The 23,743-nt window shown below is 59.8% G+C and carries 23 protein-coding genes and 1 pseudogene; 9 read left to right on the plus strand and 15 right to left on the minus strand.

All coding sequences use genetic code 11. The annotated features are described in order from the left end of the window. Positions 1 to 110 precede the first annotated feature (110 nt). Positions 111 to 902, plus strand: coding sequence for a helix-turn-helix domain-containing protein (locus FFS64_RS29670; RefSeq protein WP_137808265.1), 792 nt, complete (start codon positions 111 to 113; stop codon positions 900 to 902). Positions 903 to 993: 91 nt separating this feature from the next. On the opposite strand, the gene FFS64_RS32335 is transcribed toward FFS64_RS29670, so the two are convergent. Further along, positions 994 to 1,761 (minus strand): methyl-accepting chemotaxis protein, encoded by a 768-nt coding sequence (locus tag FFS64_RS32335; RefSeq protein WP_371858212.1) that lies wholly within the window; start codon positions 1,759 to 1,761, stop codon positions 994 to 996. A 90-nt stretch (positions 1,762 to 1,851) separates the two neighbouring features. Next, positions 1,852 to 3,042, minus strand: a pseudogene (locus FFS64_RS32340) (cache domain-containing protein); the annotation flags it as partial. Between the two features lie 195 nt (positions 3,043 to 3,237). Here FFS64_RS32340 and FFS64_RS29680 point away from each other — a divergent pair. Then, positions 3,238 to 4,131 (plus strand): PA4780 family RIO1-like protein kinase, encoded by an 894-nt coding sequence (locus FFS64_RS29680; protein ID WP_095192003.1) that lies wholly within the window; start codon positions 3,238 to 3,240, stop codon positions 4,129 to 4,131. Positions 4,132 to 4,256: 125 nt separating this feature from the next. Here FFS64_RS29680 and cueR read toward each other — a convergent pair whose 3' ends face one another. The 3 genes from cueR to FFS64_RS29695 all read right to left on the minus strand — a co-directional run bounded on the left by cueR (position 4,257) and on the right by FFS64_RS29695 (position 7,573). Continuing rightward, the gene (gene cueR / locus FFS64_RS29685; protein ID WP_137808266.1) at positions 4,257 to 4,670 is read right to left on the minus strand and encodes a Cu(I)-responsive transcriptional regulator; all 414 of its coding nucleotides are present in this window, start codon (positions 4,668 to 4,670) and stop codon (positions 4,257 to 4,259) included. Beyond that, positions 4,667 to 7,060, minus strand: coding sequence for a heavy metal translocating P-type ATPase (locus tag FFS64_RS29690; RefSeq protein WP_137808267.1), 2,394 nt, complete (start codon positions 7,058 to 7,060; stop codon positions 4,667 to 4,669). Before FFS64_RS29690 ends, cueR begins: the two co-directional genes overlap by 4 nt. A gap of 129 nt (positions 7,061 to 7,189) precedes the next feature. Next, positions 7,190 to 7,573, minus strand: a complete 384-nt coding sequence (locus FFS64_RS29695; RefSeq protein ID WP_137808268.1) for a hypothetical protein — start codon at positions 7,571 to 7,573, stop codon at positions 7,190 to 7,192. 161 nt (positions 7,574 to 7,734) lie between these two features. On the opposite strand from FFS64_RS29695, the gene FFS64_RS29700 reads away from it, so the two are divergent. Both FFS64_RS29700 and FFS64_RS29705 read left to right on the plus strand, forming a co-directional pair. Then, a complete protein-coding gene (locus FFS64_RS29700; RefSeq protein ID WP_095191999.1) occupies positions 7,735 to 7,932 on the plus strand; it encodes a heavy-metal-associated domain-containing protein in 198 nt (65 codons plus the stop codon). Between the two features lie 91 nt (positions 7,933 to 8,023). Beyond that, positions 8,024 to 9,220: a multidrug effflux MFS transporter gene (locus FFS64_RS29705; RefSeq protein ID WP_137808269.1), complete on the plus strand. Its 1,197-nt coding sequence runs from the start codon at positions 8,024 to 8,026 to the stop codon at positions 9,218 to 9,220. Positions 9,221 to 9,228: 8 nt separating this feature from the next. Here FFS64_RS29705 and FFS64_RS31385 read toward each other — a convergent pair whose 3' ends face one another. The 3 genes from FFS64_RS31385 to FFS64_RS29715 all read right to left on the minus strand — a co-directional run bounded on the left by FFS64_RS31385 (position 9,229) and on the right by FFS64_RS29715 (position 10,905). Beyond that, positions 9,229 to 9,399 (minus strand): hypothetical protein, encoded by a 171-nt coding sequence (locus FFS64_RS31385; RefSeq protein WP_008066222.1) that lies wholly within the window; start codon positions 9,397 to 9,399, stop codon positions 9,229 to 9,231. Between the two features lie 167 nt (positions 9,400 to 9,566). After that, positions 9,567 to 10,580, minus strand: a complete 1,014-nt coding sequence (locus FFS64_RS29710) for a zinc-binding alcohol dehydrogenase family protein (protein ID WP_137808270.1) — start codon at positions 10,578 to 10,580, stop codon at positions 9,567 to 9,569. A gap of 31 nt (positions 10,581 to 10,611) precedes the next feature. Beyond that, complete coding sequence (locus FFS64_RS29715) at positions 10,612 to 10,905, minus strand: putative quinol monooxygenase (RefSeq protein WP_137808271.1); 294 nt, start codon at positions 10,903 to 10,905, stop codon at positions 10,612 to 10,614. A gap of 116 nt (positions 10,906 to 11,021) precedes the next feature. Here FFS64_RS29715 and FFS64_RS29720 point away from each other — a divergent pair, with 116 nt between their 5' ends. Both FFS64_RS29720 and FFS64_RS29725 read left to right on the plus strand, forming a co-directional pair. Then, on the plus strand, positions 11,022 to 11,951 hold the full coding sequence (locus FFS64_RS29720) for a LysR family transcriptional regulator (protein ID WP_137808272.1): 930 nt from the start codon (positions 11,022 to 11,024) through the stop codon (positions 11,949 to 11,951). A gap of 310 nt (positions 11,952 to 12,261) precedes the next feature. After that, a complete protein-coding gene (locus tag FFS64_RS29725) occupies positions 12,262 to 12,999 on the plus strand; it encodes a helix-turn-helix transcriptional regulator (RefSeq protein WP_256660580.1) in 738 nt (245 codons plus the stop codon). Between the two features lie 141 nt (positions 13,000 to 13,140). Here the strand turns inward: FFS64_RS29725 and FFS64_RS29730 are convergent, their stop codons facing one another. The 4 genes from FFS64_RS29730 to FFS64_RS29750 all read right to left on the minus strand — a co-directional run bounded on the left by FFS64_RS29730 (position 13,141) and on the right by FFS64_RS29750 (position 17,038). Further along, complete coding sequence (locus tag FFS64_RS29730; RefSeq protein ID WP_137808274.1) at positions 13,141 to 14,094, minus strand: adenosine deaminase; 954 nt, start codon at positions 14,092 to 14,094, stop codon at positions 13,141 to 13,143. A gap of 256 nt (positions 14,095 to 14,350) precedes the next feature. Further along, positions 14,351 to 15,709, minus strand: coding sequence for an 8-oxoguanine deaminase (locus tag FFS64_RS29740; RefSeq protein ID WP_137808276.1), 1,359 nt, complete (start codon positions 15,707 to 15,709; stop codon positions 14,351 to 14,353). Between the two features lie 255 nt (positions 15,710 to 15,964). Further along, positions 15,965 to 16,663 carry an SDR family oxidoreductase gene (locus FFS64_RS29745; protein WP_137808277.1) on the minus strand — a complete coding sequence of 233 codons (699 nt, stop codon included), beginning with the start codon at positions 16,661 to 16,663 and terminating at the stop codon, positions 15,965 to 15,967. Positions 16,664 to 16,687: 24 nt separating this feature from the next. Further along, positions 16,688 to 17,038 (minus strand): MerR family transcriptional regulator, encoded by a 351-nt coding sequence (locus FFS64_RS29750; protein ID WP_137808282.1) that lies wholly within the window; start codon positions 17,036 to 17,038, stop codon positions 16,688 to 16,690. Between the two features lie 82 nt (positions 17,039 to 17,120). Here FFS64_RS29750 and FFS64_RS29755 point away from each other — a divergent pair, with 82 nt between their 5' ends. After that, complete coding sequence (locus FFS64_RS29755) at positions 17,121 to 17,567, plus strand: hypothetical protein (protein WP_137808278.1); 447 nt, start codon at positions 17,121 to 17,123, stop codon at positions 17,565 to 17,567. Positions 17,568 to 17,969: 402 nt separating this feature from the next. Here FFS64_RS29755 and FFS64_RS29760 read toward each other — a convergent pair whose 3' ends face one another. From FFS64_RS29760 to FFS64_RS29770, 3 genes are all read right to left on the minus strand, one after another. Further along, on the minus strand, positions 17,970 to 18,551 hold the full coding sequence (locus tag FFS64_RS29760) for a YigZ family protein (RefSeq protein ID WP_095191988.1): 582 nt from the start codon (positions 18,549 to 18,551) through the stop codon (positions 17,970 to 17,972). A 7-nt stretch (positions 18,552 to 18,558) separates the two neighbouring features. Beyond that, entirely contained in the window at positions 18,559 to 19,209 is a 651-nt protein-coding gene (locus FFS64_RS29765) for a TetR/AcrR family transcriptional regulator (RefSeq protein ID WP_137808279.1), read from the minus strand. Between the two features lie 100 nt (positions 19,210 to 19,309). Further along, positions 19,310 to 20,230, minus strand: coding sequence for a LysR family transcriptional regulator (locus FFS64_RS29770; RefSeq protein WP_137808280.1), 921 nt, complete (start codon positions 20,228 to 20,230; stop codon positions 19,310 to 19,312). Positions 20,231 to 20,368: 138 nt separating this feature from the next. Between FFS64_RS29770 and FFS64_RS29775 the strand changes: the two genes are divergently transcribed. Both FFS64_RS29775 and FFS64_RS29780 read left to right on the plus strand, forming a co-directional pair. Then, positions 20,369 to 21,718: an aspartate aminotransferase family protein gene (locus FFS64_RS29775; protein ID WP_095191985.1), complete on the plus strand. Its 1,350-nt coding sequence runs from the start codon at positions 20,369 to 20,371 to the stop codon at positions 21,716 to 21,718. A gap of 74 nt (positions 21,719 to 21,792) precedes the next feature. Continuing rightward, positions 21,793 to 23,286 (plus strand): CoA-acylating methylmalonate-semialdehyde dehydrogenase, encoded by a 1,494-nt coding sequence (locus FFS64_RS29780; RefSeq protein WP_137808281.1) that lies wholly within the window; start codon positions 21,793 to 21,795, stop codon positions 23,284 to 23,286. Positions 23,287 to 23,743 lie beyond the last annotated feature (457 nt).

The following is a 23,743-nucleotide window of genomic DNA, read 5'->3' on the forward strand; positions in this document are numbered from 1 at the left end:
ATCATCGAACGTTAATTTTGGAAACCCACAGGGGGAGTGCGGGTGTTGAATAGATTTGTGGCATGGCCTAACGTCGCGTTATCAGCCGTCCCGCAACACAAGGCCACTCAATGCCGACCAACGGACAAGTCTCCCTCGAACGCAGTATCCCACCCCTCACTGCTTTACCGCGTCCACTGTACGCCCGGGTGGAGAGCCTCAATGCCGGCTCCTGGACACCGTCCCATCACCACGACTGGGTGCAATTTTCCTACGCCATCAGCGGTGTTCTGGGCGTGCACACCGCTGAGGGCAGCTTCTTCGCGCCGCCGCAGTGGGGGATCTGGATTCCGGCGGATCTTGAGCATCAGGTGGTGACGTCGATGCGCGCCGAAATGCGCAGCCTGTATGTGCGTCGCGAGGATTGCCAGTGGGCGGACGAGCGTTGCCGGGTGCTGGAAGTGACGCCGCTGGCCCGGGAGCTGATCAAGAGTTTTTGCCTGCTGCCCGTGGAGTATCCACAGGGCGATAGCCAGGAAGCACGACTGGTGAGCGTGCTGCTGGATCAGTTGGCAACGCTGCCGGAGGTCGGCTTCTCCCTGCCGTTGCCCCGCCATGAGCGGTTACTGGGGTTGTGCAACGAATTGATCGAAAACCCCGAAAGCAGCGTGACCTTGCAGGCGTGGGCAGAACGTTTGGGCACGTCGGAGAAAACCCTGATGCGGCTGTTTCAGCGCGAAACCGGGTTGAGCTTTCGTGGTTGGCGCCAGCGCATGCGCTTGTTGTCGTCGTTGAGTTTGCTGGAGGAGGGGGACAGCGTGACCAATGCCGCACTGGCCTGTGGGTATGATTCGACGTCGGCGTTTATTGCGGCGTTCAAGGGGTTGTTCGGGTTTACACCGGGAGAGTTGTTCAGGCAATGACGGCCCCATCGCTGGCAAGCCAGCTCCCACAGGATTTGCACTGTCCCTGTGGGAGCTGGCTTGCCAGCGATTGACCGCGAATGGCCTTCAATCAGGTACGGAACCGCCGCACCAACCCATCCAGCTCATTGGACAACCCGGCCAGGCTCTGGGAATCCAGCCGCGCCGAGTTTGCCAATTCGGCTACCAATTGCGCATCGCCATGAATCTGGCTGATGTGCCGGTTGATGTCTTCGGCCACCTGGTGCTGTTGTTCCGCCGCCGTGGCGATCTGGGTGTTCATGTCGCGGATTACGTCCACCGATTCGCGAATCTGCCCGAAGCTGCTGCGAGCTTCGCCGATGCGCGTCACCGATTGCTGCGACACTTCCAGGCTGGCGTGCATCTGCTGTGTCACCTGGCTGGTGCGTTTGGCTAGGTTGCCCAGCAGCCCGTCGATTTCCGCCGTGGAATCCGCCGTGCGTTTGGCCAGCGCCCGCACTTCGTCCGCCACCACCGCAAAACCACGACCTTGCTCTCCGGCCCGCGCCGCTTCGATGGCTGCGTTCAACGCCAGCAGGTTGGTCTGTTCGGCGATCGAGCGAATGGTGCCGAGGATCGACTGAATGTCATTGCTGTCGCGCTCCAGCTGTTGCATCGACTGGGCTGACTGTTCGATTTCCTGGCTCAGGCGATCCACGCTGCTCACGGCGGCGTCGATCTGTTGCTGGCCTTCGCGGGCCTGGCGCTGGCCGCTGTCGGCCGACTCGGCGGCCTGGCTGCAAGAGCGCGCCACTTCGTTGGCGGTGGCGACCATTTCGTGGAACGCCGTGGATACCATGTCCACCGCTTCACGCTGGCGTCCGGCGGCTTCGGCCATGTCGCTGGAGACCTGGGTCGAACTCTTGGAGGTGGCCAGGATCTTGGTGGCGGCGCCGCCGATGTTCTGGATCAGGTTGCGGATCGCGGTCAAGAACTGGTTGAACCAGTTGGCCAGTTGCGCGGTTTCGTCGCTGCCACGCACTTGCAGGTTCTTGGTCAGGTCGCCTTCACCTTGGGCGATGCCTTCCAGGCCATCGGCCACGCTGCGGATCGGACGCACGATGACGCTGGCGAAACTGGCGCCGACGATGGCGAAGATCACCGCCAGCACGGCGGCGATGATTGCGATCAACCAGGTCAGTTGAGTCGCGGTACTCATTACGTCGTTTTGTTTGATCAGGCCGATGAAGGTCCAGCCCAGTTGCTCCGACGGCCAGACGTTGGCCATGTAGCGTTCGCCATTGAGTTCGACTTCGACCAGGCCTTTGCCGGCCTTGGCCAGTTGCGCATAACCCTCGCCGAGGCTGCCCAGGGCCTTGAAGTTGTGCTCCGGTTGTTTCGGATCGACCAGCACGGTGCCGGAATTTTCCAGCAGCATCAGGTAGCCGGTTTCGCCGAGTTTGATCTGTTTGACCAGTTCGGTGAGTTGTTTGAGCGACACGTCGATACTGACGACACCGCCATTGGTGCCCAGCTTGTTGTCGATGGTGCGTACGGTACTGACGTAGGTCGTATCATTTTCGGCCCAGTAGTAGGCCTCGGTACGGAACGGCTTGCCCGGTTTGGCCTGGGCCGCCTTGTACCACGGACGCTGGCGCGGGTCGTAGTTGGCCAGCTTGGCATCGTCCGGCCACGACACGTAACCACCGGCGGCGGTGCCGAGGATGGCGTAGGCGTAGGACGGATGGGCGTTGCCCAGGTCCTGCAGGAAGCCAAAGACTTTTTTGTCCATCTCGCCTTGAGGAATGCTGGCGGCGTTGGCGTTCATGTAGGTCTTGAGGCTGTCGTCGGAGTTCGTGATCAGCGGTTGCTTGGCCAGGTACTCGACGTTTTGGCTGATGCCGTCGAAGAACAGTTGCATGGCATTGCTGACCTGACGGATTTCGCGACCGCTGTTGTCGACGAATTCGTCCTTGGCATCACTGCGCAAGTTCAGCACAACGAGGGTGGCGACCAGCACCACGGGCAAGCAGGCGATGATTGCAAACGCCCAGGTCAACTTCTGTTTGATGTTCATCCGCGCTCCAGATTTTCTTGTAGGCCCACGCAGTGCAGATGACTCGCGGTTTATTGGCAGCCGTAAACGTTGTTGATCAACCCCGTTCCCTGAGTGCGGCATCGTTATTGTTGTTGAAACGATTGTCGGACAAATCAGTTTGTCACTCAGGGCTTCGGCTGTTGCCTGTGGAAATTGAGGGCTGTTTTGAAAAATCACGCGAACGGTACGTCGGCACCCCCTCCCCCGAATGGATGGATTGCCGTATAACGAATGACTTTCGCGTGTTTGGTAATAAAGGACCCACAATAAAAGCTGATGAAGACTCCAAAACGCATTGAACCCCTGATCGAGGACGGTCTGGTCGACGAGGTGCTGCGCCCACTCATGAGTGGCAAAGAAGCAGCTGTTTACGTGGTGCGCTGCGGTAACCAGTTACGTTGCGCGAAGGTCTACAAGGAGGCGAATAAACGCAGTTTTCGTCAGGCGGCCGAGTATCAGGAAGGCCGCAAGGTACGCAACAGCCGTCAGGCCCGGGCCATGGCCAAGGGTTCCAAGTTTGGCCGCAAGGAAGCCGAAGACGCCTGGCAGAACGCCGAAGTGGCGGCACTGTTCCGCCTGGCCAATGCCGGTGTGCGGGTACCCAAGCCGTATGACTTCCTCGAAGGCGTGCTGCTGATGGAACTGGTGGCCGACGAGTACGGTGATGCCGCGCCGCGCCTGAACGACGTGGTACTGGAACCGGACCAGGCGCGCGAATATCACGCGTACCTGATTTCTCAGATCGTGCTGATGTTGTGCACCGGTCTGGTGCACGGTGACCTGTCCGAGTTCAACGTGTTGCTGACCCCGACCGGCCCGGTGATCATCGACTTGCCGCAAGCGGTGGACGCAGCGGGTAACAACCACGCGTTCAGCATGCTGGAGCGGGACGTGGGCAACATGGCGTCCTACTTCGGGCGGTTTGCCCCGGAGTTGAAGAAAACCCGGTACGCCAAGGAAATGTGGGCCCTGTACGAGGCGGGCACCTTGCACCCGGCCAGTGTCCTGACCGGTGAGTTCGACGAACCGGAAGAACTGGCGGACGTCGGCGGCATCATGCGCGAGATCGAGGCCGCACGCCTGGATGAAGAGCGCAAGCAAGCGGCCCGTGCCGCAGACGATGCGCCACCGGGCAAAACCGAAGAACCGCCTCCGCCCTGGATGCAGTGATCGGTTAATCAAAAAACCGGCCTCGGCCGGTTTTTTTGTGGGCGCAGATTTAAGATCTATGTCGCCAGAGAATCCGCCTTCGCGAGCTTGCCCGCGAAGGCGTCCGCACATCCGACATCAATGTGTCAGGCCGAAACCGGTTTGGCACAGCACCCCGACTCCAGATTCTTGAGAATCGGACAATCCGGTCGATGATCGCCTTGGCAATGCTCGACCAAATCCTGCAACGTATCGCGCAACTGCCCAAGTTCACGAATCTTCTGGTTCAACTCGTCGATGTGCTGTCGGGCCAAGGTCTTCACATCGGCACTGGCACGCTGGCGGTCCTGCCAGAGGGTCAGCAGCTTGCCGACTTCTTCCAGGGAAAACCCCAGGTCCCGGGAACGCTTGATGAACGCCAGTGTGTGCAGGTCGTCGTCGCTGTACACCCGGTACCCACTGTCGGTGCGATGGGCCGCCTTGAGCAGGCCGATGGACTCGTAGTAACGGATCATCTTCGCGCTAAGACCACTGTGGCGGGCCGCTTGGCCGATGTTCATCGCTTGTCCTCCAGATCCTCGGGTTTCCAGGTTTTCAACAGTAGCGCATTGCTCACCACGCTCACACTCGACAGCGCCATCGCCGCACCGGCCAGCACCGGATTGAGGAAACCGAAGGCCGCCAGGGGAATGCCGATCAGGTTATAGACGAAGGCCCAGAACAGGTTTTGCCGGATCTTCGCATAGGTCTTGCGGCTGATCTCCAGCGCCGCCGGTACCAGGCGCGGATCGCCGCGCATCAGGGTGATCCCGGCGGCGTGCATGGCCACGTCGGTGCCGCCGCCCATGGCAATGCCGATATCCGCCGCAGCCAGAGCAGGCGCATCGTTGATGCCGTCGCCGACCATCGCCACTACCCCTGTTTTTTTTAGAGCGGCAACTTCGGCGGCTTTGTCCGCCGGCAGCACTTCGGCGTGTACGCTCGTGATGCCCAAAGCATCGGCCACCACTTTGGCGCTGCCACGGTTGTCGCCGGTCAGCAAGTGACTGCTGATATGGCGTGCGTTGAGTTGTTGCACGGCTTGCAGTGCGCCAGGCTTGAGCGTGTCACCGAAAGCGAACAATCCCAGTACGCGCAGCGTGGGGTTTTGCTCGATCAGCCAGGACAGGGTCCGGCCTTCGGTTTCCCAGGCAGTGGCCGAACCGGCCAATTCACCTGCGTTCAATCCGCTCTCTTGCAGTAGACGCCGATTACCCAGCGCCAGCCGACGGCCATCAAGGCTGCCGGCAATGCCGCGCCCCGTCAGGGACTGACTGTCGCTGACATCGGCCACGGTCAGGCCGCGTTGTGCGCACTCATCCAGAACAGCCTTGGCCAGCGGATGCTCACTGCCGCGTTGCAAGGCGCCGGCCAGTTGCAGCAGGCGGGATTTGTCACCGTCGATGGCACTCAGGTGGGCGATGCGCGGGGCGCCAGAGGTCAGGGTGCCGGTCTTGTCGAACACCACCGAACTGACTTCATGTGCACGCTCCAGCGCTTCGGCGTCCTTGATCAGAATCCCATGACGCGCCGCCACCCCGGTGCCGGCCATGATTGCCGTCGGCGTGGCCAGGCCCAATGCGCAAGGGCAAGCAATCACCAGCACTGCCACGGCATTGATCAGCGCGGTTTCCAGGGGCGCGCCATACAGCCACCAGCCGATCAAGGTCGCGAGTGCCAGCAGCAGGACCACCGGCACGAAGATCTGGCTGACTTTATCCACCAGTTTCTGAATCGGTGCCTTGGCGGCCTGAGCGTCCTCAACCAGGCGAATGATGCGCGCCAGCACCGTTTCCGCACCGAGTGCCTGGGTGCGAACCAGTAGGCGTCCTTCACCATTGATCGCGCCGCCGGTGACTTTATCGCCGGGTTGCTTGGGGACCGGCAGGCTTTCGCCGCTGATCAACGCTTCGTCGGCATGGCTCTGGCCGTCGACCACCTCACCGTCCACCGGGAAGCGTTCACCGGGTTTGACCAATACCAGATCATTGAGGCGCAGGGCGCTGATGGCGACTTCCTGCTCGCGGCCGTCAATCACCTGAACCGCCCGCTCCGGGCGCAGCGCCTCCAAGGCGCGAATGGCGCTGGCGGTCTGGCGCTTGGCGCGGCTTTCCAGGTATTTGCCCAGCAGCACCAAGGCGATCACTACCGCCGAGGCTTCGAAATACAGGTGCGGCATGCGCCCGGCGGCGGTGGCCCATTCATAGACGCTCAAGCCATACCCGGCGCTGGTGCCCAGGGCGACGAGCAGGTCCATGTTGCCGGCACCGGCGCGCACGGCTTTCCACGCTGCGACATAAAACCGCGCGCCGAAGATGAATTGCACCGGCGTGGCCAACGCGAATTGCACCCAGGCCGGGAGCATCCAGTGCACGCCGAAGGGTTGCAGCAGCATCGGCAATACCAGCGGCAAGGCAAGGGCAATGGCCGCGATCAAGGCCCAGCGTTCGCGATGCAGGCGGGTCTGTTGGGTATCGGTTGGCGGATGATCGGCTTCCCACACGCTGGCGGCGTAACCGGCCTTGGTCACGGCGGCGATCAAGGTTTGTGCATCGACATGCCCGAGCAGCTCCAGATGCGCGCGCTCGTTGGCCAGGTTCACGCTGACGCTCTTCACCCCCGGCACTTTGTTCAGTGCCCGTTCGACGCGGCCGACGCAAGACGCACAGGTCATGCCGTCGATGCTCAGTTCCAGACTTTGCTGCGGCACGCTGTAACCGGCATTTTCCACAGCCGCCATCAGCGCCGGGAGGCTGTCGACAGGCGCCTGGACTCGTGCCTGCTCAGTGGCCAGGTTGACGCTGACGGCACTGGCGCCGATGACTTTGCTCAAGGCGCGCTCGACACGCCCGGCGCAACTGGCGCAGGTCATGCCGGCAATCGGCAGATCGAAAGTGGTGGATTCGGACATCGGTTGCACTCCCTGTAAAAGATGTCTACAGGATCAACCTTGCCATGCTGGCAAGGTCAAGCACCAATCTGCGGATTGTCGCAGGTCAAATGTGGGAGCGAGCCTGCTCGCTCCCACAAGGGATTTGTTTCAGTAACCCAGGCCCGCACGCTTGAGGTACATCCCTTCCTGAGTCATCGCAATCCGGTACTTCTGCACATCCCCGGCTCGCAGCGTGATGTTCTGCGAACCCGGTGCCAGCATGCCCGGGTTGCAGCCCGGCGCCTGGCCCGGCAGCAGTTTGAGGCGCAGGGAAATGTTGCCCGGCGGCAGGTTGAACGAGGTGCTTTGCTCCTGGAACAGCCGCGCCGACAGTTGATCGTGGATGTACACACCGATCTCGCAGTTGGTCGCGACTTCCAGCCGTTCGCGGGAAATGATCAGCACGCCATAGTCCTCCCCGGCGGCTTGGGCCGAAGGCATGGCGGCGAAGAGGCTGAGGAAGCCAAACAGGCTGAAAACTGACCAGCGCATGGCTGAATCTCCTGAGATCGAGTCATTGATGGACGCAGCTTGGCCGAGCGCGGCGCCGATTGCCAGCCCGGCAGATCACTGCAGAACTTGACCTTGCCATGGTGGCAAGCTCGACACTGCGGGCAACCTCACTCAAGCGCTTCATTAAAAGGAGTTGTCCCATGCAAGTATTCAATGTTGAAGGCATGTCCTGCGGTCACTGCGTCCGGGCCATCACCCAGGCCGTCCAGGCCAAAGACCCGGCGGCCAGCGTACGCGTCGACCTGGCGGCGAAAGAAGTCGGCGTCGAGTCCGCGTTGAGTGCCGATCAAGTGATCGCGGCGATCAGCGAGGAAGGCTATGGCGTGAAACTGGCCTGATTTTTAATAGTTAGCGAGCTATCGGAATGTTCAAGGCGTCCTTGCACGGCTAGACTGTCGGCCTGCCGACCTCTGTCCCACTGGATGCCTGATGAACTTTCGTACAATCCTGATTCTTGGCGCCTTGAGCGCATTCGGTCCGCTGGCGATCGATTTCTATCTGCCAGCGTTTCCGGCGATGGCGCTGGCTTTCGGTACGGACGAAAAACACGTTCAACTGACCCTGGCCGCTTATTTCCTGGGTTTGTCCATTGGTCAGCTGGCTTATGGGCCGGTGGCGGATCGTTTCGGGCGACGCCTTCCATTGTTGACCGGTGTCGGGCTGTTTACCGCCGCTTCACTGGCGTGTGCTTATGCACCGAATCTGGAGTGGTTGATCGGCGCGCGGTTTATCCAGGCGCTGGGCGGTTGCGCAGGGATGGTGATTGCCCGGGCGGTGGTCAGCGATAAATGCGATGCGGTGGGCTCGGCCAAGGTCTTTTCGCAATTGATGCTGGTAATGGGGCTGGCACCCATTCTGGCGCCGATGCTGGGCGGTTTGTTGGTCAATACCACCGGTTGGCAATCGATCTTCCTGGTGTTGACCGGTTTCAGCGCATTGGCCGGATTGGCCGTTGCCCTTGGCTTGCCGGAAAGCATGCCCGCCCATGTTCCACGTCAGCCCTTGTCGGGGGCATTGCATCAGTACGGTCGCCTGTTGAAGGACCCGGTATACCTCGGTCATGCGCTGACCGGCGGCATCGCTATCGCCGGAATGTTTTCCTACATTGCAGGTTCACCGTTCGTCTTCATCAAACTCTATGGCATACCGGCGGAGCATTTTGGCTGGTTCTTCGGCGCCAATGCCGCCGGTTTCATTCTGGTGGCCCAGATCAATGCGCGGCTATTGGCCAAGCGAGGTCCGGCGTCCCTGCTGACACGTACCGTGTGGATTTATCTCGGTGCCGGTTTGGCACTGCTCGCTGTCAGCGCGCTGCATACCGAGCAGCTCTGGCCGTTGCTGCTTCCCTTGTTTGTCTGCATTGCCAGCCTGGGTTGTATTCTGCCCAACGCTTCGGCCTGTGCCATGAACGGCCAGGGCGCCCGGGCCGGCAGTGCATCGGCAATGATGGGCTGCCTGCAATTCAGCGTGGCCGCCGGCGCTGCCGCGCTGGTGGGCGTTTTGCACGACGGCAGCGCCATGCCGATGGCCATGGTCATCAGCCTGTGCGGTGTTCTGGTGGTGAGCGTGGCGATGCTCACCCGACGTTTGCAAAATGCCCGGGCACTGGCGCAAGCCCAGGTTTGAGGACGGACTCAACCAACAGCGCGCTGCTGACGGTCGGGAATTTGATGGGGGGCGTGCAATCGCGCTTCGAGGGTATTGGTGAAGGCGCGGGCTTCGGCTTCGCTGCGGAACGTCACAGCATGTTGGTCCAGGCGGACCTGCCACTGGGATTTTGCCAATTCTTTTATCAGGATCTTCATTACTGACCTCCTCATGTAAAAGATTGTCTCGCAGAGGTTTCGATTGTAGTCCCGAATACGACCATCATTGTGACAAGGGGCAACTGTCGGACTGACGGTTTGTAACAAAAAATCATCGCAAAAAGATGCAGGAGCTGGCGCAGGCTTCGCCAGCTCCGACAAAAAATCTAGAACCCTTCCAGCACAATCTTGCCCTTGGATTTGCCGCTTTCCAGCAGGGCATGTGCACGGCGCAGGTTGGCCGCATTGATGGTGCCGAAGTGCTCGCCGACCGTGGTTTTCAACGTCCCGGCATCGATCAGGCGCGCCACGCGGTTGAGCAGATTGTGCTGCTCAATCATGTCTGCGGTTTCGAACAGCGAGCGGGTGTACATGAACTCCCAGTGAAGCGACAGGCTCTTGCGCTTGAGCTTGGTCACGTCCAGGGTTTTCGGGTCATCGATCAGTGCCAGTTTGCCCTGCGGCGCCAGCGCCTCGACCAATTGGTCCAGGTGATGATCGGTCTGGGTCAGGCTGGCGACGTGAGTCACCTGATCGATGCCTGCACGCTTGAGTTCCTCGCTCACCGGCTGGCTGTGATCGATCACCACATCGGCGCCCAGCGCTTTCACCCAGCTCTGGGTCTGCGGGCGTGAAGCCGTGCCGATGACGTTCAGTGCGGTGAGCTGTTTGGCCAGTTGCGTGAGAATCGAACCGACACCGCCAGCGGCGCCGACGATCAGCAGGCTCTGGCCTTCATCGGTTTTGCCTTCACGAACTTGCAGGCGTTCGAACAGTAGTTCCCACGCGGTGATCGCGGTCAACGGCAGGGCGGCAGCCTCGGCGAAACCGAGGGTTTTCGGCATATGGCCGACGATCCGCTCATCTACCACATGCAGCTCGCTGTTGCCGCCGGCGCGGGCGATGGACCCGGCGTAAAACACCTTGTCGCCAGCCTTGAACAGCGTCACGTCACTGCCGACCGCCTTGACGATGCCGGCCACATCCCAGCCCAGCACTTTTGCGGCGCCGCCTTCAGGCTGGACGTTCTGGCGGACCTTGGTGTCCACCGGATTGACCGAAATGGCTTTGACCTCCACCAACAAATCGCGGGGTCCGGCGACCGGCTCCGGCAATTCAACGTCTTGCAGGGATTTTTCGTCGCTGATCGGCAGGGACGCGTAATAGGCAATGGCTTTCATCAAAGGCTCCGAAGGTTAATAGAGGAAGAAATCAGGCGAGGGGGCGCAGGCGCTTGAGTTCGAAGTGTTCGAGAAAGTCACCGGCCTTGGCGCGGAAGTTCTGGATGTGCGCACTGGCGTCATGGGCTTGCAGGGCTTCGTCACTGCTCCAGTGTTCGATCATGTAGAAGGCCAGGGGATTGGCCAGGTCCTGATGCAAGTCGTACTGCCCACAACCGGCTTCGGCGCGGGTCGGCTCTATCAGTGCCCGCAGGTGCTGTTCAAGGACATCCTGCTGGCCGGGTTTGGCAATCAGGGTGGCGATAGCGGTAAAAGGCTGGGACATCGGTAACTCCGTGTACGGGCTGATTTCGATGGGCAGATGATTGGCTATTTCTCTTGAAGATAAAAGCCGCTAAAAGAGCAGTCTCTTTCAATATTTTTTTGATAATTGGAGTTTAGATGCTGCGTTTCGATGACTTGCAGCTGTTCGTGCGGGCGGCGGACCTGGGCAGTTTGTCGGCGGCCGCGCGGGGCATGGACATGTCGGCGGCGGTGGCCAGTGCGGCGTTGAAACGCATCGAGCAACAGCTGGGCGCCCGTTTGCTCACCCGCTCGACCCGTAGCCTGCGCCTGACCGCTGAGGGTGAAGGGTTTCTTGAATATGCCCGGGCAGCCCTGAGCAACCTCGACGAGGGGCGGCGTTTATTGGCCCGTGGCCAGGATCAGGTCAGCGGCGTACTGCAGCTGTCGGCGCCTTCGGACTTCGGTCGCAACTTGCTGCTGCCCTGGCTGGACGAGTTTCAGCGCGAGTACCCCAAGCTCACTGTTCGTTTGTTGCTGGGTGACCGCATCGCCGATCTGTTCCGCCAACCGGTGGACATTGCCCTGCGCTACGGCGAACCGGAAGATTCCAGCCTGGTGGCGCTGCCCATCGCCCCGCATAACCGCCGCGTACTCTGTGCGGCGCCGGGTTACCTGGCCCGGCATGGCGAGCCGCGGCAACTGGAGCAATTGGCCCAGCATAATTGCCTGCTGTTCATGCTCGGCAGCCGGGTCCACGATCACTGGAGTTTTCACGACGGCAAGCGCGAGGTCGGCCTGACCGTCAGCGGTGATCGTTTCAGTGACGATGCCGATGTCGTGCGGCTGTGGGCCATTGCGGGCGCCGGGATCGCCTACAAGTCGTGGCTCGATGTGGCCGCCGATGTGCTCGCCGGCCGATTGAAAGTGCTGATGCCGGAACTGCTTTGTGAGCGCGCTCCGCTGAATCTGCTGTGCGCCCATCGCGCACAATTGAGTAAGCCGGTGAACCTGTTGCGGGAAATGCTTGCCAGTCGATGCGCCCGGTTGAGCAGTCATTTTCCGGGGTTCTCGAGAATCGGTCATTAGTCGCAGGAAAAAAGCGAAATTTCCCTCAGGAACTATCACCATCAGCGGTTTGCGGAGGGCAGGAACCGACGGTCAACCCGCCTATACTAGCGCTCGCCTCATGCACGCACCGTCATGCGCAATAGTGAAGCCGCGCTGGATTGAGCCTTGTCCCATGCCTCATCGCCAGGCCTTGGCAACCGCTGTCCGGTAATGGTTCAGGTGTGCGATGGCTTTGCCTGGGTTATGGCGATTTCCACGTCTTGGCCGACGGCACATTACTGGTCAAGATGTCTCAGAGCAGTAGACGAAACGATTCAACAGGGAGTGAATTCATGAACATGCACCTTGCATCAGCCAGATAGCCACCTTGCTGGCTGACCCCAAGCGCAGCGCAATGATGTGGGCCTTGATGGACGGCTCGGCGCGCCAAGCCGAAGAACTGGCCCTGTTGGCCGGTCTGTCACCGTCGTCGGCCAGCGCCCACCTGGGACGCTTGTCCGCCGGTGGTCTGTTGAAAGTCGAAACCCGGGGACGCAAACGCTTCTTCCGCCTGGCCGCACCCGAAGTCGGCGCCGCGATCGAAGCATTGGCAAGCGCTACGCTGGCCAGCACGCCTCGGGAAGTCCCGGATATTTTCAAACACTCCACTTTTCTTGCCAAACCTCAGGCCAGACGCTCTTCCTTGTTGCGCGCCCGGCTTTGCGATGACCATCTGGGAGGTACTCTCGCTGCCGACCTGTACCAGCGTTTGCTGGATGCGGGCTGGATTGAACAGTTCGATCAACGGGTCATGATCACGCTCAAGGGCTCGACCGAGCTGGCGGCGCGGGGTGTATTCATTCAGGCGTTGGCCCATCGCAATGGCAAGTCTGCCTGTGCCTGTCCCGACTGGAGCGAAAGACGCCCGCACATGGGTGGCTCGCTGGGAGCGGCGTTGCTGCAGCTGTTTATGCAATCGGGCTGGCTGAGCCTGCCCCACGATTCGCGGGCCTTGCAGGTCACCGCGGCGGGGCAGCGTGAAATCCACCGGTTCGCCAAGGAAACAGAGCTGGAGATGGCGCTGTAGGGGCCTATGATGGCTGAGGTCCTGGCTCAGAACCTGTAGGAGCAAGCCTGCTCGCGAATGCGGTCCTCCAGTCGACATCATCGTTGACTGACGCACTGTTTTCGCGAGCAAGCCCGCTCCCACATTGGATCTTCAGCGGTCTTACGGTTTGACCAATCGCGCATCCAGACTGTTCTGCGCCAGGCGTTTGGCCTGATCCTGGGTCATGCCCAGATCGGTATACAGCGCATGGAAGTTCTCGGTGACGTAACCGCCAAAGTACGCCGGGTCGTCCGAGTTCACGGTCACTTTCACGCCGCGTTCGAGCATGTCGAGAATGTTGTGCTGCGACATGTGATCAAACACACACAGCTTGGTGTTGGACAGCGGGCATACGGTCAGCGGGATCTGCTCGTCAATGATGCGCTGCATCAAGCGTTCGTCTTCGATGGCGCGTACGCCATGGTCGATGCGCTGGATTTTCAGCAGGTCGAGGGCTTCCCAGATGTACTCGGGCGGGCCTTCTTCACCGGCATGGGCGACGGTCAGGAAGCCTTCGCCACGGGCACGATCGAATACCCGCTGGAACTTGCTCGGCGGGTGACCCATTTCAGAACTGTCCAGGCCTACCGCGACAAATGCGTCACGAAACGGCAGCGCCTGGTCGAGGGTTTTCTGTGCCTGTTCTTCGCTCAAGTGACGCAGGAAACTCAGGATCAGGCCGCTGGTGATGCCCAGTTGCTGTTCACCGTCCTTCAAGGCGGCGGCGATGCCGTTGAGCACCACTTCGAACGGGATGCCACGGTCGGTGTGGGTCTGCGGATCGAAGAACGGTTCGGTGTGAATCACGTTCTGTTCTTTGCAACGCAGCAGGTAGGCCCACGTCAGGTCGTAGAAGTCCTGGGATGTGCGCAGCACGTCGGCGCCCTGGTAATACAGGTCGAGGAATTCTTGAAGGTTATTGAAGGCATAAGCCTTGCGCAGGGTTTCGACATCGCTCCATGGCAGGGCGATCTTGTTGCGCTCGGCCAGGGCGAACAGCAGCTCGGGCTCCAGCGAACCTTCCAGGTGCAAGTGCAATTCTGCCTTGGGCAGTGCGTTCAGCCAGTCGTACATATTCTTTTCTCATCAGGTGCAGATGGTGGGCATTCTACAGACGCTAGCAGAAACAATTGGCAAAACCTGACCGAAAGGTTCATTGCATCGGACCGGAGCATTGGCTATTGCACGGTGGGCAGGGCGTCGCGTTGACCGCCGGGCAGGTGCTGATTGCGTTTATCGTCGCCGCCTCTGCAGGAACACCACAAAACACTGTGGGAGCGGGCAAGTCGAATCGTCGCACCGCCGCTCCCACATTGGGTTCAGTGTTGTGTCAGTTGCCTGCGATCAACTGCCGGGCCGCCTGGCTATGATCGGCAATCAACCCCTTCAGATCCAGACCCTCGACCTGCCCGTCAATCACTCGCCACTTGCCGCCGATCATCACCCGATCCGCCCGGTCCGCGCCGCACAACAGCAACGCCGACACCGGGTCATGGCTGCCGGAGAATCGCAGCTCATCGAGTTTGAACAGCGCCAGGTCAGCCTGCTTGCCCACTGCCAGTTCGCCAATGTCGCTGCGGCCGAGCAACTGCGCCGACCCCTTGGTAGCCCAGCCCAACACGCGTTCCGGGGTGATTTTCTCGGCGCCATAGCGCAGGCGCTGGATGTACAGCGCCTGACGCGCTTCGAGGATCATGTTCGACGCGTCGTTGGAGGCCGAGCCGTCCACGCCCAGGCCCAGCGGCGCACCGGCGTCGGTCAGTTCGATACTGGGACAGATGCCCGAAGCGAGGCGCATGTTCGAACTCGGGCAATGGCAGATACCGGTGCCGGCCGCGCCGAGGCGAGTGATTTCATCCGGGTTGAAGTGGATGCCGTGGGCCAGCCAGGTACGCGGGCCGAGCCAGCCGACGCTGTCCAGGTAATCCACGGTTCGCAGACCGAAGCGTTGCAGGCAGAAGTCTTCTTCATCGAGGGTTTCCGCCAGATGCGTGTGCAGGCGCACATCGAGTTTGTTGGCCAGTTCGGCGCTGGCGGACATGATTTGCGGCGTCACCGAAAACGGCGAGCAAGGTGCCAGGGCGATCTGGATTTGCGCGCCGTCACCGCGTTCGTGGTATTCGGCGATCAAGCGCTGACTGTCGTCGAGAATCACCTGACCTTCCTGCACAGTCTGCTGCGGGGGCAGCCCGCCGTCCTTTTCGCCGAGGCTCATCGAACCGCGGGTCAACATGGCGCGCATGCCCAGTTCGCGAACGCTCTCGACTTGCACGTCGATGGCGTTTTCCAGGCCTTGTGGAAACAGATAGTGGTGGTCGGCTGCCGTGGTGCAACCGGACAGCAGCAACTCGGCCAACGCAACTTTGCTGGCGAGGGCGAGTTTTTCAGGGGTCAAGCGTGCCCAGACCGGGTACAGGGTTTTCAGCCACGGGAACAATGGCTGGTTGACCACCGGCGCCCAGGCACGGGTCAGGGTCTGATAGAAGTGATGGTGGGTGTTGATCAGGCCCGGCAGGATCACATGCTCGCGGGCGTCGAAGACTTCTTTGCAAGGTGTGGAGGGCTGCTGGCCCAGGCTGAGCACTTCGACGATCACACCGTCTTGCAGCACCAGGCCGCCACGGGCATCGAGACCGTTGGCCGTGAAAATGGCGAGGGGATTTTTTAACCAGGTACGGGTCGCAGGCATGTTGGCCGGCTCCTCTGAAAGTTGGGTTCAGGGTTGCCAGCTCAGTGTTGCCCTGTCTGCTGATCCAGGGTCGCCGGGGAGGCGAGGTGCGAAGTGTCGAACAAAAGCGCGTTACGGGCAAGCTTCGCCCGACCGGGCGACGAACAACCCTGTGGGAGCGGGCTTGCCCGCGAAAGCGGTGTGACAGACACATTTTCGTTGGATGTGCCGCCGTCATCGCGAGCGAGCCCGCTCCCACATTTTTGAATTGTGGGGTTACCAGGGAATAGTCTCACCCCGATAATTCACAAAATGATGCCCGCCCTTGCCGACATAGGCATTCACCTGGTCGACCAATCCGCGCGTACTCGTTTCCACATCGATATCGGCACCTTCACCGCCCATGTCGGTTTTCACCCAGCCCGGATGCAGTGACAGCACCGTGAGTTTTTGCTCGCCCAATTGTTCGTTCAGCTGCGTGACGAAGCTGTTGGTCATCGAGTTCAGTGCGGCTTTGCTGGCCTTGTACAGCGCCAGTTCCGGTGCGTCGGGCATGGTCACGCTGCCAAGTACCGAACTCATGAACGCCAGCACACCGGTGTCCGGGCGAATCTGGCCGATGAAACGCTGGGCCAGGTTGATCGGTGCCACGGCGTTGGTGAAAAACAGCTGCCCGACTTCGGCCAGCGTCGCACCGCCCGGTGTCTGCACGTCCGGCCCCTTGACTCCGGCGTTGACGAACAACAGGTCGAACACTTCGCCCTTGAGTTGCTGACTCAAGGCAAGCACCGCCTGCTGATCGTCCATGTCGAGTTTTTCCACCCGCACTTTGCCCAGGGCCTGCAAGGCCTCGGCGTTTTGCGGATTGCGCACGGTGGCGGTGACTTGCCAGCCGTCGGCCAGCAGGGTTTTCACCAGACCGAGGCCCAGCCCCCGGGAGGCACCGATGATGAGTGCGGTTTTTGCCGTGGACATATGTGCTTCCTTGATAGTTGATAATCACGGATTCAGTGGACAGCGTTGACCAAGACGTTGCTGCAATTCGCCTCGTAGCATACTCAGTTCGGCCATTCGGTTTTCGATCAGCTTGAGCTTGTCTTGCAGCAACTGCGTGACCGCGCTGTCCGGATCGGGCGACTGCCATAACGCAGCGACGTTATGACCGATCTCAGCCAAGGTAAAGCCCAGTCGTTGAGCCGTCTTGATATACAGCACCAGCTGCACTGTGTCGGCCGGGTAATCGCGATAACCGTTGGCGCTGCGTTGCGCCGCGATCAATCCACGTTGTTCGTAGAAGCGCAGCGTGTCGCGGCTGACTTCGCTGGCTCGGGCTAATTCACCGATGCGCATCATGACATCTCGAGAGGGCTTGACCCTGGAGCATACTCCAGGCTTTAGCCTTGTTGCTCCCTGAATTGATGGAGCAAGGTCAATGTGGACAACTACGCAGTATCGTCAACTGGTGCGCGGCAGCGCGTGGTACGACTTGATCGTCACGGCTGCGTTTGCCACGCCGTGGAGTTTTGCTGCGGTACACGGGTTTTTGTTGAGTCTGAGCCAGGCTTTCAACCTGCCCGGCGAGCTGCCACCGTTCGAGCCGGTACACATGCTGATGGCGAATCTGTTGGGGTCGATTGTTTGCGTGTGGGCGGTACTGCGTATTCGTGATCCGCAGCAGGTGTATGGGCGGTATGACGCGGTGGCGAGGTTTTTGTTTGCGGCTTGGCAGGTTTATGCACTGGCCCATGGTGCGAGTTCGCTTTTGGCGATTTTCTTGTTCTTTGAGTTGTCGTGGGGAGTCGTTCAAATATTGCCGATAAGTCAGTCAACTCAATCAGGGTCGGCACCACTTGAGGGCAATGCGACTCAGCGGGCTTAAGGTTTGCGCAATACTGTTTGATCAAAAAATGAGCAGTCTGCGGCGGCCCATGCCGGATAGGGTACCGAGAGACCCATGAACGGGTTATCCACAGATTGCTCCACAGTATTTGTGCGCAAGCGCAAAGGTCGGGCATAAGCGCAGGGCGGTTATCTTCCAAAGGCGATAAACCGCTCTAAGTATATGTTTTTGCGTGGTTTTTGAGTTTTTGATGGCAAATTGGACGAAAAGTGAGCAAAGCCCGCAAAGCCGCATGACAGAAGGGTTACAGCGGTATGTGCTCAGGTTATCCACAGCCGGGTACACAGTAGATGTGGGCAACTGCCAGCTGCATCGACAATCGGAAATGCCCCAAAAGATCGCAGCCATGCAGAGCTGCCGAAGGCTGCGATCTTTAAATCTTTAACGCTCCAGCAAAATCCGCCCGCGACTCAAATCGGCGAGGTGCGATTGCAACGTGGCGATCTGCTCCTCACCGACTGCCAACTGCAACTCAACGCCATTGGCCGTGAAATCCTCTTGAACGATCAGTCCTCCGAGTTCCGCGACCCGCAGTTTGACCAACGCAAGTTCACCAAACGCGCAGGCACAACGTAGCGGCACCCGACTGATCAACTCGATCTTCGGCGCCGCTTGCAGGCATTTGTTGGCACCACCGCCATAGGCCCGGGCGAGTCCGCCGGTGCCCAGTTGAATGCCGCCATACCAGCGAATCACCAACACAGCGACCTGATCGCAATCCTGCGCGTCGATCGCTGCCAGTATCGGCCGGCCAGCAGTGCCCCCCGGCTCGCCGTCATCGGTGCTGCGGTACTGATCACCGAGCTTCCATGCCCAGCAATTGTGGGTGGCGTTCAGGTCGCTGTGCTGTTCGATAAACGCCTGGGCTTCAGCGGGGCTGCCGATTGGCGCGGCGAAGGTAATGAAGCGGCTTTTGCGGATCTCTTCGCGGTATTCGCAAAAGCCACTGAGGGTAAAAGGCATAAGCGTCTTAAATGGTTGGCTTCAGGCCGCAGCCTTTGAGAATGATGTGGATCAGGTTGTTGCCGGCGTCTTCCATATCCTGCTTGGTCAACTTGGAGCGACCGGTGACACGGCAGATCTGAGTGGCGAAGTCGGCGTAATGCTGGGTGCTGCCCCACAACAGGAAGATCAGGTTGACCGGATCGACCGGGTCCATTTTGCCAGCGTCGATCCACCCTTGAAACACCGCGGCCCGGCCCTGGAACCAGGCGCGGTAGTCCTGATTGAAATACTCGCTCAGGCATTCGCCACCGCTGATGACCTCCATGGCGAAGATTCGCGAGGCTTGCGGCTGACGCCGAGAAAACTCCATCTTGGCGCGGATGTAGCGGGTCAACGCTTCGGCCGGATCGTCCTCGGCAGTCAGTGTGTTGAAGGTGCTGTCCCACAACTCGATGATGTTGCTCAACACCGCCACGTACAAACCGAGCTTGTTGGTGAAGTAGTAATGCAGGTTCGCCTTTGGTAACCCGGCATTCAGGGCGATGGTGTTCATGCTGGTGCCTTTGAACCCGTGACGGGCGAACTCGTCTTCGGCGGCTTTGATGATGGTCTCTTCGTTCTTCTGACGAATTCGGCTGGCGGGTTTGCCGCCGTGAGCTGGGACTTCAAAGGTCATAGGCACTTCCGGTCAGGTGGGTGGGTGCGGCCAGTGCGTTGATAGCGCACCCATAAGTTACACACAAGTCCTGAGACGAAAATTCCAGGTACGGTGGTGTTCAACGCGTCGCTGCCAGGCTTTCAAGGAAACTTTCCAGCACCAGATGAGGGCGACGGCCCTTGCGCGTGACCGAGGCGAGGCTCAAGTCATAGAAGCGCGCTTTTGGTTTCAACGCACGCAATCGACCCTGTTGTACCCAGAGGCTGGCGTAATGATCCGGCAGATACCCGATGTAGCGCCCGGTCAGGATCAGGAAGGCCATGCCTTCACGGTCCGACGCACTGGCTGTGCAATTGAGCGCCTGATAATGGGCCTGGATTTCCGCTGGCAAACGGAAGGTCGGTGCGATGGCGTCTTGACTGTTGAGGCGCGCATCGTCCAGTTGCTTGTCATCGACATAAAACAGCGGGTGGCCAACCGCGCAGTAGAGCAGCGAGCGTTCACTGTAGAGCGGTTGATATTCCAGCCCCGACAGCGCACTCGCCTGCGGTACCACGCCGACATGCAAGCGACCGTCGAGTACGCCTTGCTCCACTTCGTTGGGGGCGATCATACGGATCTGGATCTGCACGTCCGGCCCACGCTCCTTCAATTGCGCCAGGGCATGGGTAATGCGCATGTGTGGCAGGGTGACCAGGTTATCGGTGAGTCCGATGGTCAGTTCGCCGCGCAAGTGCTGGTGCAGGCCATTGACCTCTGTACGGAAACTTTCCAGTGCACTCAATAGCTGCAGAGCCGATTGATAAACCTCGCGGCCTTCTTCGGTCAGGGAAAAGCCGGCGCGGCCACGTTGGCACAGGCGCAAGCCGAGGCGCTGCTCCAGATCGCTCATCTGTTGGCTGATCGCCGAGCGGCCAATACCAAGCACGCTTTCGGCGGCAGAGAAACCACCGCACTCGACCACGCTGCGAAAAATCCGTAGCAGGCGTATGTCGAAGTCGCTGACTTGCGCCAGTGGGTCGGGGCGGCGGCTGCTCATGGTTGTTACTCGATAGTTTAGTCAGAGGCTGACTAAAGGTTACAAAAGTTGAATTTCACCGACTTTATCCCCGTGGCAATTTAGCTGCAACAACGGTTTTCAATCCCTACGCCGCTTATTGCCTTGCGAGGTTTCCCGATGAACTTACCTGAAAACGCCCCGACTTCCCTGGCCAGCCAGCTCAAGCTCGACGCGCACTGGATGCCATACACCGCCAACCGTAACTTCCAGCGCGATCCGCGTCTGATTGTGGGGGCCGAAGGCAGCTGGCTGATCGATGACAAGGGGCGCAAAGTCTATGACTCGCTGTCGGGTCTGTGGACTTGCGGCGCCGGGCACACCCGTAAGGAAATTCAAGAGGCGGTGGCCAAGCAGCTGGGCACCCTCGATTACTCGCCAGGCTTCCAGTACGGTCACCCACTGTCGTTCCAGCTGGCAGAAAAAATCACTGACCTGACGCCGGGCAACCTGAACCACGTGTTCTTCACCGACTCCGGCTCCGAGTGCGCCGACACGGCCGTGAAGATGGTGCGTGCCTACTGGCGCCTCAAAGGCCAGTCGACCAAGACCAAGATGATCGGTCGCGCCCGTGGCTACCACGGCGTGAACATCGCCGGCACCAGCCTCGGTGGCGTCAATGGCAACCGCAAGCTGTTCGGTCAGGCGATGATGGACGTCGATCACCTGCCGCACACGTTGCTGGCGAGCAATGCTTACTCGCGCGGCATGCCGGAGCAGGGCGGTATCGCCCTCGCCGATGAGCTGCTCAAGCTGATCGAACTGCACGATGCTTCCAACATCGCCGCCGTGTTCGTCGAGCCATTGGCCGGTTCCGCTGGCGTGCTGGTTCCGCCACAGGGTTACCTCAAGCGTCTGCGCGAGATCTGCGACCAGCACAACATCCTGCTGGTGTTCGACGAAGTGATCACCGGTTTCGGCCGTACTGGCACTATGTTCGGTGCCACAACCTTCGGTGTGACTCCGGACCTGATGTGCATCGCCAAGCAAGTCACCAACGGTGCGATCCCGATGGGCGCGGTGATTGCCAGCTCCGAGATCTATCAGACCTTCATGAACCAGGCGACACCTGAATACGCGGTGGAATTCCCTCACGGCTATACCTATTCCGCCCACCCGGTGGCGTGCGCCGCGGGCCTGGCAGCACTCGACCTGCTGCAAAAGGAAAACCTGGTGCAGAGCGTGGCCGAAGTCGCACCGCATTTCGAAAATGCGCTGCATGGCTTGAAAGGCACGAAAAACATCATCGACATCCGCAACTATGGCCTGGCCGGTGCCATCCAGATCGCACCGCGTGACGGCGATGCCATCGTGCGTCCATTCGAAGCGGGCATGGCGCTGTGGAAAGCCGGGTTCTACGTGCGCTTCGGCGGTGACACCCTGCAGTTCGGCCCAACCTTCAACAGCAAGCCACAAGACCTTGATCGTCTGTTCGACGCGGTCGGCGAAGTGCTGAGCAAGATCGACTGATTTCTCCCTCTATATAGATGCAAACGACAGGCGCCCTGAAGCGGCGCCTGTGGACAACTTTTTCAGGAGCTTCCATGAGCGTTATTCCGCATTTGATCAATGGTGAGCTGGTTACCGAAACCGGCCGCAGCACTGACGTGTTCAACCCGTCCACCGGCCAGGTTATCCACAAGCTGCCGCTGGCCAGCCGCGAAACCATTCAACAAGCCATCGATGCTGCCAAAGCCGCGTTCCCGGCCTGGCGTAACACACCAGCGGCCAAGCGTGCCCAGGTGATGTTCCGTTTCAAGCAACTGCTGGAGCAAAACGAATCGCGTATTGCCCAACTGATCAGCGAAGAGCACGGCAAGACCCTGGAAGACGCTGCCGGCGAATTGAAGCGTGGTATCGAGAACGTTGAATTCGCTTGCGCTGCACCGGAAATCCTCAAGGGCGAATACAGCCGTAACGTCGGCCCGAACATCGATGCCTGGTCGGACTTCCAGCCACTGGGTGTAGTGGCCGGTATTACTCCTTTCAACTTCCCTGCCATGGTGCCGCTGTGGATGTATCCCTTGGCGATCGTGTGCGGCAACTGCTTCATCCTCAAACCGTCCGAGCGCGATCCGAGTTCGACATTGCTGATTGCGCAACTGCTGCTGGAAGCCGGTCTGCCGAAAGGTGTGCTGAGCGTGGTGCACGGTGACAAGGTTGCGGTGGATGCGCTGATCGAAGCCCCGGAAGTCAAAGCGCTGAGTTTCGTTGGTTCGACACCGATTGCCGAATACATCTACGCCGAAGGCACCAAGCGTGGCAAGCGCGTCCAGGCACTAGGCGGAGCGAAGAACCATGCGGTGCTGATGCCGGATGCCGATCTGGATAATGCAGTCAGCGCACTGATGGGCGCCGCTTACGGTTCCTGTGGGGAGCGCTGCATGGCGATCTCGGTTGCAGTGTGCGTGGGTGATCAGGTTGCCGATGCGCTGGTGGCCAAGCTGACGCCGCAGATCAAGGCGCTGAAAATCGGCGCTGGCACTTCGTGCGGTCTGGACATGGGGCCTCTGGTCACCGGCCAGGCGCGAGACAAGGTCAGTGGTTATGTCGACGATGGTGTGGCAGCGGGCGCGACGCTGGTAGTGGACGGTCGTGGACTGAGCGTGGCCGGTCATGAAAACGGCTTCTTCCTTGGTGGCTGTCTGTTCGACAACGTCACACCAGAGATGCGCATCTATAAAGAAGAAATCTTCGGGCCGGTATTGTGTGTTGTCCGGGTCAGCAGCCTGGAAGAGGCGATGCAACTGATCAACGATCATGAATATGGCAACGGCACCTGCATCTTCACCCGCGATGGGGAAGCGGCACGGTTGTTCTGCGATGAGATTGAAGTCGGTATGGTCGGCGTCAACGTGCCGTTGCCGGTCCCGGTGGCTTATCACAGCTTTGGCGGTTGGAAGCGCTCGTTGTTTGGTGACCTGCATGCTTATGGTCCGGATGGCGTGCGTTTCTACACCCGCCGCAAAGCCATCACCCAGCGCTGGCCACAGCGCGCGAGTCATGAAGCTTCGCAGTTCGCTTTCCCTAGCTTGTAAGTCGAAGGGAAGAAGGCCGGCCTCTTTAGGCCGGCCTTCGCGTTTTTGGGGCTTTTTTGACCTATATGACATATTTATGAAAATAGCGGTTGACGTCAGATCTCAGGTGTCTATAATTCGCCCCACTTCCGGCGCAGTCGAAACGGAAAACTCCTTGGTAAACAATGAGTTGCGCAGTTTTCGACAGCGGGTTGCTTCAGGTCATCGAAGCCGAAAGGGAGTTGAAAAAGAGGTGTTGACAGCAGCGAGTAACGCTGTAGAATTCGCCTCCCGCTGACGAGAGATCGAAGGCGCAAGTGATTGAAGTTGTTAAGGAAATCCTTGAAAGCTTCGAAAAATAATCACTTGACAGCAAATGAGGCTGCTGTAGAATGCGCGCCTCGGTTGAGGCGAAAGCTCTTAACCAACCGCTCTTTAACAACTGAATCAAGCAATTCGTGTGGGTGCTTGTGGTATC

The sequence above is a fragment of the Pseudomonas sp. G(2018) genome, from assembly GCF_005502415.1.
In the GTDB taxonomy this organism is placed as follows: domain Bacteria; phylum Pseudomonadota; class Gammaproteobacteria; order Pseudomonadales; family Pseudomonadaceae; genus Aquipseudomonas.